This is a genomic window from Mycolicibacterium setense (genome assembly GCF_000805385.1).
Lineage (GTDB): Bacteria > Actinomycetota > Actinomycetes > Mycobacteriales > Mycobacteriaceae > Mycobacterium > Mycobacterium setense.
Genome location: NZ_JTJW01000006.1, coordinates 836,523 through 850,005 on the forward strand (window position 1 = coordinate 836,523; position 13,483 = coordinate 850,005).

Here is a 13,483-nt window from a genome sequence, read left to right on the forward strand (position 1 = left end):
GTTCTATGCTACCCGCCTCCACTGACAAGTTTCAGGGGAAGCGCTTCCTGCGGAGCGTGCAGTCGTGTCCGGGGAGCGAGACACCGCCGTTTGTCACCAGGGCGGAGCGGGCTGTCGACAGGGCGGAATAAGTTCATGCGTCGGCGGGTTGCCGGATGCTGATCACGTACGTAGCGATGCGCCGACAAGGAATTGCCTTGAGCTCACTCCCTCATGAGGTTGAAGCCCATCACGACGGTTGCCTCAAAGGGCGCACGGTCGTCCTGATCGGGGGTGGCTCGGGCATCGGGCTGCGGGTCGCGCATCAGGCTGCCGCGGCCGGCGCCCGCGTCGTCCTGGGAGGCCGCACACCCGTGCGCCTGGCGGCCGCGGCGGAACAAGTGGGGCATTCGGCGACTTGGCGGTCCGTGGACGTCACGGACAACTCCTCGCTCGCGGCGTTCTTCGCCGAACTCGACCGCGTGGATCATCTGTTCACCTCCGCCGCCTCCTACCAGGTGGGCCCGATGCTGGAGCTGAGCGACGAGGCGGCGGCGAGCCCGTTCACCTCCAAGTTCTGGGGCCAGTACCACGTCGTGCGCTACGCCGCGCCCAAGCTGACGGCGGACGGATCCGTGGTCCTGATGTCCGGTGCCGCAGGAGCCCGGCCGCCTGCGCCCGCACCCGCCTACGCCGCCTGCAACGCGGCGATCGAAGGGCTCGGGAGAGGGCTGGCCCTCGAACTCGCACCGGTCCGCGTCAACGTCGTCTCGCCCGGCACCATCGACGGCAACCTCTGGGCGCAACGTCCGGCCGTCGACCGTGAAGGCGCCTTCGCGCAGTACCGCAGGGACACGGTCCTGCACCGGCTGGGCACCGAGGATGACATCGCACACGCCGTGATGTTCCTCTTCACCAACGGCTTCACGACGGGGTCCACGCTCTACCCTGACGGCGGCTACACCCTGCGGTGACTGCGTTCCCGGAGCATCCGCCGCACGCCTGAGGCCACACATACTGATTGGCCGCGGTCCTGGTGGGACCGCGGCCGCTCAGGGGGATCTTCCCTTGTGGGGAAGTCTGTTACAGCAATCCGAGCAGTTTGAGATCGCTGATGTACTTGACGATGACCTCCGGGCTGACATGGGGAATGTCCTTGTCCGGTCCGATCTTCGCGTCCTGCACTGCGGCACGGAACACGTCGGTCGGCGCCATCGCTCCGTTCACCGGCACGCCGGGCTGCTGGTAGTTGTGCAGCAGCGGCAGCAGTGAAGCCTGGCGTTGCCGGTCCGGCAGTGACCGCAATGTGGTCTCGAAGCGGGACAACCATTCCTGGTAGTCCGCGACGCGCTGGATCGGGTAACCGGCCTCGATGAGCCAGTCGACGAACTCGTCCATGCCGAGGCCGTCGTCGTGCGGGTTCATCACGTGGTAGGTCTCGAAGCCGTCCTGAACGTGGGCGCCCAGGGTGGAGATGGCCTCGGCGATGAACTCGACGGGCAGGCCGTCGTAGTGCGAACGTTGCCGGTTGCCGTCAGCGTCGAGCTGGTTGAACGAGCGCGGGGCGACTCCGGTGGCGACGAGACTGAACATCATGCGGGTGAACATGTCCGGCAGGTTCAGCTGCCCGGCGTAGGTGGTGTCGGCCAGGATCATGTCGCAGCGGAACACCGTCACCGGCAGCCCGCACAGGTCGTGGGCCTCACGCAGCAGGACTTCACCGGCCCACTTGCTGTTGCCGTAGCCGTTGGCGTAACCGTCGTCGACGCGACGGGTCGCGCTGATCTCGCGGATATCGGCGTCCTCGACGAACTTTCCGGGCTCGATGCCCCCGCCGACACCGATCGTCGACACGTAGGCGAACGGCTTGATCCGCGTGGTCAGTGCGATCCGGATGAGCTCGGCGGTGCCGAGCGCGTTGGGGCCGAACAGTTCGCTGTAGGGCAGCACGTGGTTGACCAGGGCGGCCGGGTCGACGATGAAATCGACGGTGTCGGCAAGGCGCTGCCAGGTCGCGCGGTCGAGGCCCAGATCGGCCTCGCCCTTGTCGCCTGCGAGAACCTCGAGGTGATCGGCGGCCAGTTCCCGGTAGTGAGCGAGCAGTTTCGCGTCGCCGCCGCTGTTGGGTCCAGCACTGTCGAAGGTGGCGTCGAGCCGTGCGCGAGCCTCCTCGTTCGACTTTGCGCGCACCAGGCAGATCACCTTGCCGTCGACCAGATCCATGCGCTCCAGCCACTCCAGGGCCAGGTAACGACCCAGGAATCCGGTTGCGCCGGTGAGCAATACGGTGCGGATCTCGCTGGCCGGGCCCGGCAGACCGGGTGCTGCGGCCAACGTGGCGGCGTCGATGAACTTGTCGAGGGTCAGATCAGCGGCGTGCACTTCGGTGGCGTTGCGCCCGTGCACCGAGGTGAACGTCGGCCGCACATTGGCGCCCGAGCGCTGCGCCTCGATGTGCTCGGCGATGGTCCGAAGATCCGAGGCCGGGCTGACGATCACCGACACCGGCACTTCGACGTCGAAGATCTCCTGCAGCAGGTTGCCGAAGGTCAAGGCGGACAATGAATCTCCACCCAAATCGGTGAAGTGGGCATCGGGTGCGACATCGGAGCTCGCCGCGCCCAACAGCGCGGTGGCGGCACGGCCCACGGTGTCCAGGACGGGTGCCTGCGCACCGGTGCGCCGCAGCTCGCTCAGCTCGTTGGCCTGGCCTTCGGCCAGCTCGGTGTAGAGCTGCTCCAACCGGTCACCGTAATGGGCCTTCAGGTTGGGGCGGGCCAGCTTGCGGATACCGGTCAGCAGACCGTTCTCCAGGCTGAAAGGCGTTGTCTCCACGATAAAATCACGTGGCACCTCGTAGGACTGCAGGCCGGCGGCGCGCGCCGCATCCTGAAGCGAATCGCTGATCTGCTGCTTGGTTGCGCCGGGGTCGGTCGGCACGACAACGGCCAGTAGGTAGGAGCGGGCGCTGTTGCCGTAGATGAAGATCTGCCGCACCAGCGGGCTGTCTCCGAAGGCCGCCTCCAGCTTGGAAACGGTGACGAACTCGCCCTGCGAGAGCTTCAGCACGTTGTTGCGCCGGTCGAGGTATTCGACGTGGTCAGGGCCCAGCTCGGCCACGATGTCACCGGTGCGGTAGTAGCCGTACTCGTCGAACATCTCGGCGGTGATCTCGGGGCGCTTGTAGTACCCGGGGAACATCTGCTCGGACTTCACCAGCAGCTCACCGCGCGGGTGGGGCCGGTCGGTGCGGAAATAGCCGAGATCCGGAACGTCGACCAGTTTGTAGTCGATCACCGGCGGACGCTGGATGTGGCCGTCGACGAAGACCGAACCGGCCTCGGTCGAGCCGTAGCCCTCCAGTAGGTGCATGTCGAGCAGGCGCTCCACCCAGGTCTTCATTTCCGCCGAGATCGGTGCGGAACCGGTCATCGCGGAGACGAACCGTCCGCCCAGGAGGCCCTCGCGGACTTCGGCGAGTACTGCGTCCTCGGATCCTGCTCCGGCACGGTCGACCCGGCTCTGATACTCCTGGAACAGCATGTCCCAGATGCGTGGCACGAAGCTCAACTGCGTCGGCCGGACCAGGGCGAGGTCGTCCAGGAAGGTCGAAAGATCGCTGCGGGCAGCGAAATACGCGGTACCGCCCGAGCTGAGCGTGCCGATGAGGATGCCGCGGCCCATGACGTGGCTCATCGGCATGAAGTTGAGGGTGATCGCGGGCAGCACGGCCTGGTTCTCATCCCAGGTCGCCTTCGACGCCAGTTGCCACATGTTGGCGACCTTGCTCTCCGGGTACATCGCGCCCTTGGGCGTGCCGGTGCTGCCGGAGGTGTAGATCAGCATCGTCAGCGGGTCGGTCTGGCCGGGCGTGTACAACGGGGCATCGGCCAGCGACCGGCCGCGGTCGAGAACGTCGGCCAACGGTTCGACGACCACATCGGTGCCGGACAGCGCTGCCTTGGCGGCGTTGAAGGCCTCACGCTGGGCATCGACCCGGGGCTGGTAGTCGAACACCACCAGGCGGCGGGGTGCGGGGCCGGACTTCACCAATTCGACTGCGTCGTCGAGGAAGTCGATGCTCGCCGCGATCACGGTCGGTTCGGTTTCGGCCACGATGGGCCGCAGCGTGCTCACCGGGGCGCTGGTCTGCAGCGGTACGGACACCGCGCCGAGTTCGATGAGTGCGGTGTCGATGGTGGTGTAGTCGACGCTGGTGAACCCGAGGATGGCGACGCGGTCGCCGGGCTTCACGGGGTGGTTGTGCCAGGCGTTGGTCACCGCCTGGATGCGGTCGCCGAGCTGGCGGTAGGTGATGGTCTCGAATCGGGGCTGAAGTTCGGCGACGGTGCGGCCGTCGGCGTCGGTGACGTACTCGACGGCGCGCTGTCCGAGCGCGGGGCGGTCCGCGTACCCGGCGAGCACACCTTTGACGATGGCAGGCAGCCGCAGTTCAGGCTGCGCGACGGCGGTGTTGACGGCGTCGCTGGGGCGGGCGCCGGCGAATTGTGAATCGGTCTCGTACAGCGTGGCGATCCGGCGCTGGAGCCGGTCCTCGCGTGTTTCGGTGGTCATATCGTTCCCCTGAGCAATCAAAATAATTAGTGTCGGCACGTTTGCCGCGCCTACTGATTACTACGTTAGTAAAACTAATTATATTTCGAGATGCCAGCTCACACGGTGCGAGATGCGTCACGCCCTGTCGGTGCGCTCGTCCCGCCGAAGCGGTACGAGCGCACCAGGTGACTAGAGCAGCCCGAGCTGCTGCAGGTCGGTGATGTACTTGACGACGATCGCCGGGCTGACGTGCGGGATGTCCTTGTCGGGCCCGATCTTGGCTTCCTGCACCGCGGCCCGGAAATGATCGGTGGGGGCCAAGGCGCCCAGCATCGGCTTCTCGGGCTTCTGGTAGTTGTGCAGGAGCGGCAGCAGTGAGGCCTGGCGCTGCTTGTCCGGCAGAGCGCGCAGGGTGCTCTCGAAGCGCTGGATCCACTGGCCGTAGTCGGCGATGCGCTCGATCGCATAGCCTGCCTCGGCGAGCCAGTCGACGAACTCGTCCATGCCGAGGCCGTCGTCGTACGGGTTCATCACGTGGTAGGTCTCGAAGCTCTCCACCGATTGCCCGCCCAAGGTCGAGATCGATTCGGCGATGAACTCCACCGGCAGCCCGTCATAGTGCGAGCGCTGCCGGTTGCCGTCCGCGTCGAGTTCGTAGAACGACTTGGGGGCGATACCGCTGGCGACGAGGCTGAACATCATCCGGGTGAACATGTCCGGCAGGTTCAGCTGACCCGAGTACGTCGTATCGGCCAGGATCATGTCGCAGCGGAACACCGCGACCGGCAGCCCACAGAGATCGTTGGCCTCACGGAGCAGAACCTCACCGGCCCACTTGCTGTTGCCGTAACCGTTCGCGTACCCGTCGTTGACCTTGCGGACCGCGCTCATCTGCCGGACATCGACGTTCTCGACGAACTTGCCGGGCTCGATCTGATCGCCCACGCCGATGGTCGACACATACGTATACGGCTTGATCTTCGTGGTGAGTGCGATCTTGATCAGCTCGGCGGTGCCGAGGGCGTTGGGCCCGAACAGCTCGCTGTAGGGCAGCACGTGGTTGACCAGGGCCGCCGGGTCGACGATCAGATCGACCTCGTCGGCCAACCGCTGCCAGGTCTGCTGATCGAGACCGAGGTTCTCCTCGCCCTTGTCGCCGGCGATCACCTCGAGGTGCTCGGCGGCCAATTTCCGGTAGTGGGCAAGCAGTTTCGCGTCGCCGCCGCTGTTGGGTCCAGCGGTGTCGAAGGTGGAGTCGAGCCGGGCCCGGGCCTCCTCGTCGGACTTGGCCCGCACCAAGGCGATGACCTTGCCGTCGACGAGGTCCATGCGTTCCAGCCATTCCAGGGCCAGGTAACGCCCCAGGAAGCCGGTGGCGCCGGTCAGCAGCACGGTGCGAACTTCGGTCGGAGCCTTGGGCAGGCCCGGCGCGGCGGCCAAGGTGGCCTCATCGAGGAACTTGTCCAGCGTCAGATCCGAAGCGCTCACCTCGGCGGCGTGCCGGCCGTGGACCGACGCATAAGTCGGGCGCTTGGATCCGTTGCGCTGCGTCTCGATGTAGTCGGCGATGCCGGCCAGGTCGGTGGCGGGGCTGACGATCACGCCGACCGGAACATCCACGTCGAAGATCTCGCGCAGCAGGTTGCCGAAGGTCAACGCCGACAACGAGTCTCCACCCAGATCGGTGAAGTGCGCATCGGGTTCCAGGTCGGCCGCCGCGGCACCCAGCAGGGCACCGGCGGCCCGGCTCACGGTCTCCAGCACCGGGGCGTCGGCGGCGCCGCTGCGCAGCGCCCGCAGTTCGTTGGCCTGCGTCTCGGCGAGCTCGACGTAGAGCTGTTCCAGCCGATCGCCGTAGTGCGCCTTCAACTTCGGCCAGGCCAGCTTGCGGATGCCGGTCAGCAGGCCGTTCTCGACGCTGAACGGTGTTGTCTCCACGATGAAATCGCGCGGGATCTCGTAGGACTGCAGGTCGGCTTCTCTGGCGACCTCTTGCAGCGAATCGCTGATCTCCTGCTTCGACACGTCCGCGTCGGTGGGGACCACCACGGCCAGCAGGTAGGGCTGGGCGCTGTTGCCGTAGACGTAGATCTGTTGCACCAGTGGGCTGTTGCCGAAGACCGCTTCCAGTTTGGCCAGCGTGACGAATTCGCCCTGGGCGAGTTTGAGCACATTGTTGCGCCGGTCGACGTAGCGCAGCTGGTCCGGCCCGATCTGCGCGACGACGTCGCCGGTGCGGTAGAAGCCGTCCTCGTCGAACACCGACGCGGTGACCTCGGGGCGCTTGTAGTAGCCGGGGAACAGATTCTCGGTCTTGATCAGCAACTCGCCGCGCGGGTGGGGCTGATCGGTGGCGAAGTAACCCAGATCCGGGACGTCGACGAGTTTGTAGTCGATCACCGGCGGGCGTTGGACGACGCCGTCGAAGAGCGCCATGCCGGCCTCGGTCGAGCCGTAGCCCTCCAGCAGGTGGATCCCGAGCATGTCCTCGGTCCAGGCTTTGAGCTCCGCTGAGATGGGGGCCGAACCGGTCATGGCCGCGACGAACCGTCCGCCGAGCACGTTGTCCCGCACCTCGGCCAGTACTTCGGCCTCGACGGCGGCACGGTCCTGGCCGGCCTCGGCGAGGCGTTGATCGACCCGGGTCTGGTATTCGCTGTGGATCATTTCCCACACGCGCGGAACGAAATTCAGCTCGGTGGGCCGCACCAGGGCGAGGTCCTCGAGCAGGGTCGACAGATCGCTGCGGGCGGCGAAGTAGCACGTGCCGCCTGCGGCCAGCGATGCGTAGAGGATGCCCCGGCCCATCACGTGGCTCATCGGCATGAAACTCAGGTTGATCGCGGAGCTGACCGGTCCGAGCCACGCCTTGCTGTTGCGTCGCCAGAACTTGGCCACCGCGCTCTGCAGGTACATCGCACCCTTGGGCGCGCCGGTGCTGCCGGAGGTGTAGATGAGCAATGCGAGCGGGTCGGTGTCCTCGGCCTCGGGGACCGGGGGAGCGGGCAGCTCACGGCCGCGGTCCAGTAGATCGGCCAGGGTGTCGACCGCGACCGAGCTGCCGGCCTCGCGCAGGCGTGCCGCGGCGGCAGCGACGGCGTCTCGATGGTCGTCGATCTCGGGGTGGTGGTCGAAGACGAGCACGGAGGCCGGAGCGTGCGCGCTCAGCGCCAGCTCGACGGCGTCGGCGAGGTGGTCGACACTCGCGGCGATCACGCGCGGTTCGGTCTCCGCCACGATCGGCGCAAGAGCCTCGGGTGTGGAGCTGGTCTGCAGTGGCACCGACACCGCGCCGATCTGGCTCAGCGCCGTGTCGATCACGGTGTAGTCGGCGCTGGTGAAGCCCAGGATGGCGATCCGGTCACCGGCGGCGACACCGGAGGCGTGAAAGGCGGCGCCCAGGGCGCTGACCCGGCCCCAGAGCTCGCCGTAGCTGATGGTGTCGAATCGGGGCAGCAGGCGCGCGACGGTGCGTCCGGTGGCCGGGTCGACGACGAACTCGAGCGCGCGTTCGCCGAGCGCGGGACGCTCGGCGTAGCCCTGCAGCAGGGTCTGGACGATCTCGGGTAAGAGCAGCCCGGGGACGTCGACGGCGGCGGTCACGGTATCGCTGGGAATCGCCGCCGCGAACTGTGGATCATTGGCGGTCAGATCGGCGATACGGCTCGCCAGTTGCTCCTCACGAGTGTCAAACGACATCAAATACCCTCTTTGCAGATAGCGGAAATACTCACCGGCGCGACGTTGCGCTACCGAACTACTACGTTAGTGAAACTAAACTTATTTCCGGAAAACCAGCTTCTGAGCTGTCAATGTGCTGTGAATCCGGCTGTTCGTCGGTGCCGATCGACAGCCTGCGTTAAGGCGTCAACGGATCGCCGGTACTGCCGCCTGTGCCGGCGTGCGCCCGGCGAGTGCCTCCACCGCCGCCACGGGATCGGGAACCGCGATCAGCAGATCGCGGGTGGCGGCCAGGGCCGCCGCCGACGGCGTCACGCCTCCCACGGCATCGGCCAGGTCGAGCAGGTGCACGGTGGCCTCCAGGAGGGCGACTTCGGCGACCACGCCCAGGGTGGTCGTGCCGACGATCGGATAGCGGATCACCGTCTCGCCGGCCCGAGCCATTTCCGGCATGCGGTGCAGCCGGGCCGCCGCTTCGCGGAAGCGTGTCGAGGCTCCCTCAGGCGTCAGCGTCGATGCTTCGGCAACGGCATGTGCGGCGATTCGATCTGCAGTGGTGTGGGCGACACCGTCGGGCTGGTTGAAGATGCGCAGCATCTCGGCGGCGTCCGCCACCGCGGGCGGGCCGTCCACCGCGGCCTTGGCGAGTTCATCGAAAGTCGTGGCCTCCGGGCACGCATGGGCGACCAGCGACTGCACGTCCCAGGCCCCGCAACGGGTGGCGGCACGCCACTGGGTGACGTTCAGGTCGGCGCATCGGTGCGCCCACCGTTCCCAGGCAACGGCCAACTCATCGCGCAAGGCAACCCCGACGAGGCGCATCCCCTCAGCGTAGGGGCGTTAGTCCTGCTTCAGTTCGGGTACCCACCGGGGTGTCAAAGGAGGCATCATGACCGAATTCGAGACCCGCGGCGGTCGTCTGCGCATGCCGCGCAGCCGCGGCGCCACCAGTGGGTTCCTGCTCGTGCTGCTGGGAATCTGGGGTGCACTCATCCCGTTCGTCGGACCGTACTTCGACTTCGCGTTCACGCCGGATCAGAGCTGGGTCTGGACGACGGCGCGCGGCTGGTTGGAGGTGCTTCCGGGCGCTGCCACGGCGCTGGGCGGCCTGCTTCTCATGGGTTCGGGTAACCGGGCCACCGCGCAGTTCGGCGCGTGGCTGGCCGTGGCGGCCGGCGCGTGGTTCGTGGTGGGCCGGGCCCTTGCGGGGCCGCTGGGCATCGGTGACCCGGGCATGCCGATAGCCGTGACGGACGCCAAGCGGATCACGCTGGAGCTGGCCTACTTCTCGGGCCTCGGCGCGCTGATCGTGTTCCTCGGCGCCATGGCCGTGGGCCGGTTGTCGGTCCGCAGTCTGCGTGACGTCGAATACGCGCGGCGGCCCGTCGCGACGGCCACGTCGGCCGAGCCCGCCGTAGTCGCAGATGCCCAGCCGACCGAGGCGATCCCCGCGCGCGAACACCGCTCATGGGGCGGGCTGTTCGGCCGGCGTCACACCCACGCTCATTGAGTGGGTCAGAGATCCCGCAGGATCAGCTCGAGCACATCGAGCCCTTCGATGAGCAGTTCGTCGCTGATGGTCAACGGTGGCAGGAATCGCAGCACATTGCCGTAGGTGCCACAGGACAGCACGATCACCCCGGCCTCGTGGGCGCCGGCGCACAGCGCCTTGGTGAGCTCCGGGTCGGGTGTGGTGGTGCCGGCCTTGACCAGCTCGACTGCGATCATCGCGCCGCGGCCGCGCACGTCCCCGATGCGCTCGTCTTCGGCCTGCAGCCGGCCGAGCCGGTCCTTCATCAACGCCTCGATGGATGCGGCACGTTGGATCAAGCCATCGGCCTTGATCGTGGCGATGGTCGCCAGCGCCGCCGCGCATGCGATCGGATTGCCGCCGTAGGTGCCGCCCAGCCCGGAGACGTGCGGGGAATCCATGATCTCGGCCCGCCCCGTCACCGCGGAGAGCGGCAGGCCGCCCGCGATGCCCTTGGCGGTGACGATGAGATCAGGGTCGATGCCCTCGTGCTCACACGCGAACATCGCACCGGTGCGGGCGAACCCGGTCTGCACCTCGTCGGCGATGAACACCACGTTGTTGTCCCGGCACCATCCCAACAGCGCCGGCAGGAACCCGTCGGCCGGGACGATGAACCCGCCCTCACCCTGGATGGGTTCGATGATCACGGCCGCCAGGTTGTCCGGACCGACCTGTTTTTCCATTACGTCGATCGCGCGTTTGGCCGCGAGCGCGCCATCGGTGGCCAGCTCCTTGCCGAACTCGGCATCGCGGTACGGGTAGGACAACGGCGCCCGGTAGACCTCGGGCGCGAAGGGACCGAAGCCGTGCTTGTAGGGCATGACTTTCGCGGTCAGGGCCATCGTGAGGTTGGTGCGGCCGTGATAGGCGTGGTCGAAGGCGACGACGGCCGGCTTGTGGGTGTAGGACCTGGCTATCTTCACCGCGTTCTCGACGGCCTCGGAACCGGAGTTGAACAGCGCCGAGCGTTTCTCGCCGAGCACCGGGGTGAGTTGGTTGAGCTGCTCGCACACGGCGACGTACGCCTCGTACGGCGTCACCATGAAGCAGGTGTGGGTGAAGTCGCCGGCCTGGGCGGCAACCGCCTCGACCACGCGCGGAGAGGAGTTGCCGATGGTGGTGACGGCGATACCCGAACCCAGGTCGATGAGTCGGTTGCCGTCGACATCCTCGACGATGCCGCCGCCGGCACGGGCGGCGTACACCGGCATGGTGGTGCCGACACCGCGCGAGACGGCGGCCGATCTCCGGCCGGTCAATGCCTGAGATTTGGGGCCCGGGATCGCGGTGGCCAGATGGCGGCTCTGCTCGGGATGGCTCAACACTGCCTCCTGGAATTCCGAGGGCGGCGCCGGAAAGAACGCGTATCGAGCCTAACCGCGTCGCCCGCCTGTCGGCGGCGAATGAGGTGGTCCGCACCGGCGGCGGTATCGTGGCCTCGGTCGCCCTGACATATGACCCGACACGAAAGACATAGTTGACATGGATCTCGTCATTTTCCTGCCCCTGCTGATCGTCATGGGCGCGTTTATGTTCTTCGCGTCGCGCCGCCAGCGCAAGGCGATGCAGGCGACCATCGACCTGCACAACTCGCTGAAGGTCGGCGATCGCGTGCACACCACTTCGGGCCTGCAGGGCACGATCACCGGTATCACCGACGACAACGTCGACCTGGAGATCGCCCCCGGCGTCATCACCACCTGGATGAAGCTCGCGGTGCGCGACCGCGTCGAGGCGGATGCCGAGGACGCTGACGATGCCGACCCGTCGACATCTGCCACCGAACTGACCGAGAGCAACGGTGTCATCGACACCGACGGTCTCAAAAAAGACTGACCGCAGAGCACCCAGGACAAGCACGTACCCTTTGCGGTGCTGACGAACTGATCTCGAGGAGACCCTAGAAACGTGGCATCGTCTTCGGCGCCGGTGCATCCTGCGCGCTACCTGACACTTTTCCTGGTCCTTCTGATCGGCGTTTATCTGCTGGTGTTCCTCACCGGCGACAAGCAGGCCAAGCCCAAACTCGGCATTGACCTGCAGGGCGGTACCAGGGTGACGCTGACGGCGCGCACCCCGGACGGCTCGACGCCGACCAGAGAGGCACTCAACCAGGCCCAACAAATCATCAGTGCGCGCGTCGACGGTCTCGGAGTCTCGGGCTCGGAGGTCGTCATCGACGGCGACAACCTGGTGATCACCGTTCCCGGCAACGACGGCAGCGAGGCCCGCAACCTGGGCCAGACCGCGCGTCTGTACATCCGGCCCGTCGTGCACGCCATGCCGGCCAAGCCGCCAGGCCAGCAGCCCGGCGCGCCGGGCGCCCCTGCGGCACCGGGTGCGCCAGCGGCACCGGGTGCGCCGGGTGCTGTACCCGGGCTTCCCGGCTTGGCTCCGGGTGCACCGGGCGAGGCACCGGCGGCACCGCCGGCCGGCGAGCAGCCCGCACCTCCGCCGGGTGAGCCCGCCCCGGCTCCCCAGCCACGGCCCTATCCGCTGGATCCCGCGCCGACTCCGGGCGAGCCGACCCCTGCGCCGGCCCCGGCTCCGGCACCGGCCCCGGGTGCGCCCGGCCCGGCACCGGCACCGGCCCCGCCGAAACCAGGCGACGCCAAGGCCGCCCTGGCCCAGCGCATCGCCGACGAGAAGGAATTGCGTCAGAGCACCAACCCCTCGATCCAGATCCTGGCGCTGCAGTACCAGGCGACCCGGTGCGGTGACGAAGACGTGCTGGCAGGCAACGACGACCCGAACCTGCCGCTGATCACCTGCTCCCAGGACGGCCAGACGGTCTACCTGCTGAGCAAGTCGATCATGAGCGGCGAGGAGATCGCCGACGCCACGTCCGGGCTGAACCAGCAGCAGGGTCAGTACGTCGTCGACGTGACCTTCAAGAGCGGGGGAGCCAAGACCTGGGCCGACTTCACCGCGGCCAACGTGGGCACGCAGACAGCGTTCACCCTCGACTCGCAGGTGGTCAGCGCGCCCGAGATCCGGGAGGCCATCCCCGGCGGCAACACCCAGATCACCGGCCAGTTCACCTCGGACACGGCCAAGGAACTGGCCAACGTGCTCAAGTACGGCTCGCTGCCGCTGTCGTTCGAATCCTCGGAAGCCGAGACCGTTTCGGCGACCCTGGGCCTGTCCTCGATGCGCGCCGGCCTGATCGCGGGCGCTGTCGGGCTGGCCGCGGTGCTGCTGTACTCGCTGCTGTACTACCGCGTGCTCGGCCTGCTGGTGGCACTGTCGCTGGTCGCCGCCGGAGCGATGGTCTTCGCGATCCTCGTGCTGCTCGGCAGATACATCGGCTACACGCTGGACCTGGCCGGCATCGCCGGTCTGATCATCGGTATAGGCACCACCGCGGACTCCTTCGTCGTGTTCTTCGAGCGAATAAAGGACGAGATCCGGGAAGGCCGGTCGTTCCGGTCGGCTGTGCCCCGAGGCTGGGCGCGCGCCCGCAAGACGATCGTGTCCGGCAACGCCGTGACCTTCCTGGCCGCCGCGGTGCTGTACTTCTTGGCGATCGGCCAGGTCAAGGGCTTCGCATTCACCCTGGGCTTGACCACGATTCTCGACATCGTGGTGGTGTTCCTGGTGACCTGGCCATTGGTGTACCTGGCCTCCAAGTCCCCGACGATGGCAAAACCTGCCCTCAACGGCCTCGGCGCGGTGCAACAGATCGCGCGGGAACGCCGGGAGGCTTCGCATGCGACCGCGGGACGGGGATAA

At 67.2% G+C, this 13,483-nt stretch carries 8 protein-coding genes; 4 read left to right on the plus strand and 4 right to left on the minus strand.

Features of this window, described 5'->3' with window-relative positions:
- The first annotated feature begins 197 nt into the window (after nt 1-197).
- The gene (locus QQ25_RS14780) at nt 198-953 is read left to right on the plus strand and encodes an SDR family oxidoreductase (protein ID WP_052235882.1); all 756 of its coding nucleotides are present in this window, start codon (nt 198-200) and stop codon (nt 951-953) included.
- A 109-nt stretch (nt 954-1,062) separates the two neighbouring features.
- Here QQ25_RS14780 and car (QQ25_RS14785) read toward each other — a convergent pair whose 3' ends face one another.
- The 3 genes from car (QQ25_RS14785) to QQ25_RS14795 form a co-directional block, all read right to left on the minus strand.
- On the minus strand, nt 1,063-4,554 hold the full coding sequence (gene car, locus QQ25_RS14785; RefSeq protein ID WP_039379350.1) for a carboxylic acid reductase: 3,492 nt from the start codon (nt 4,552-4,554) through the stop codon (nt 1,063-1,065).
- Nucleotides 4,555-4,725: 171 nt separating this feature from the next.
- A complete protein-coding gene (car, locus tag QQ25_RS14790; RefSeq protein ID WP_039379352.1) occupies nt 4,726-8,235 on the minus strand; it encodes a carboxylic acid reductase in 3,510 nt (1,169 codons plus the stop codon).
- A 168-nt stretch (nt 8,236-8,403) separates the two neighbouring features.
- Nucleotides 8,404-9,039 (minus strand): maleylpyruvate isomerase N-terminal domain-containing protein, encoded by a 636-nt coding sequence (locus QQ25_RS14795; RefSeq protein WP_052235832.1) that lies wholly within the window; start codon nt 9,037-9,039, stop codon nt 8,404-8,406.
- Between the two features lie 67 nt (nt 9,040-9,106).
- Between QQ25_RS14795 and QQ25_RS14800 the strand changes: the two genes are divergently transcribed.
- Nucleotides 9,107-9,727, plus strand: a complete 621-nt coding sequence (locus QQ25_RS14800; RefSeq protein WP_039379354.1) for a hypothetical protein — start codon at nt 9,107-9,109, stop codon at nt 9,725-9,727.
- A gap of 5 nt (nt 9,728-9,732) precedes the next feature.
- Here the strand turns inward: QQ25_RS14800 and gabT are convergent, their stop codons facing one another.
- Entirely contained in the window at nt 9,733-11,073 is a 1,341-nt protein-coding gene (gabT, locus tag QQ25_RS14805) for a 4-aminobutyrate--2-oxoglutarate transaminase (RefSeq protein WP_039379972.1), read from the minus strand.
- 160 nt (nt 11,074-11,233) lie between these two features.
- Between gabT and yajC the strand changes: the two genes are divergently transcribed.
- Together yajC and secD are read left to right on the plus strand one after the other, a co-directional pair.
- Nucleotides 11,234-11,587, plus strand: coding sequence for a preprotein translocase subunit YajC (gene yajC / locus QQ25_RS14810; protein WP_039319535.1), 354 nt, complete (start codon nt 11,234-11,236; stop codon nt 11,585-11,587).
- 72 nt (nt 11,588-11,659) lie between these two features.
- Nucleotides 11,660-13,483 (plus strand): protein translocase subunit SecD, encoded by a 1,824-nt coding sequence (secD, locus tag QQ25_RS14815; RefSeq protein WP_039379356.1) that lies wholly within the window; start codon nt 11,660-11,662, stop codon nt 13,481-13,483.

Coding starts and splice junctions, on each gene's coding strand:
- car (WP_039379350.1), bottom strand. CDS start 4,554: ATGACCACCGAAACACGCGAGGACCGGCTCCAGCGCCGGATCGCCACG.
- car (WP_039379352.1), bottom strand. CDS start 8,235: ATGTCGTTTGACACTCGTGAGGAGCAACTGGCGAGCCGTATCGCCGAT.
- QQ25_RS14795 (WP_052235832.1), bottom strand. CDS start 9,039: ATGCGCCTCGTCGGGGTTGCCTTGCGCGATGAGTTGGCCGTTGCCTGG.
- QQ25_RS14800 (WP_039379354.1), top strand. CDS start 9,107: ATGACCGAATTCGAGACCCGCGGCGGTCGTCTGCGCATGCCGCGCAGC.
- yajC (WP_039319535.1), top strand. CDS start 11,234: ATGGATCTCGTCATTTTCCTGCCCCTGCTGATCGTCATGGGCGCGTTT.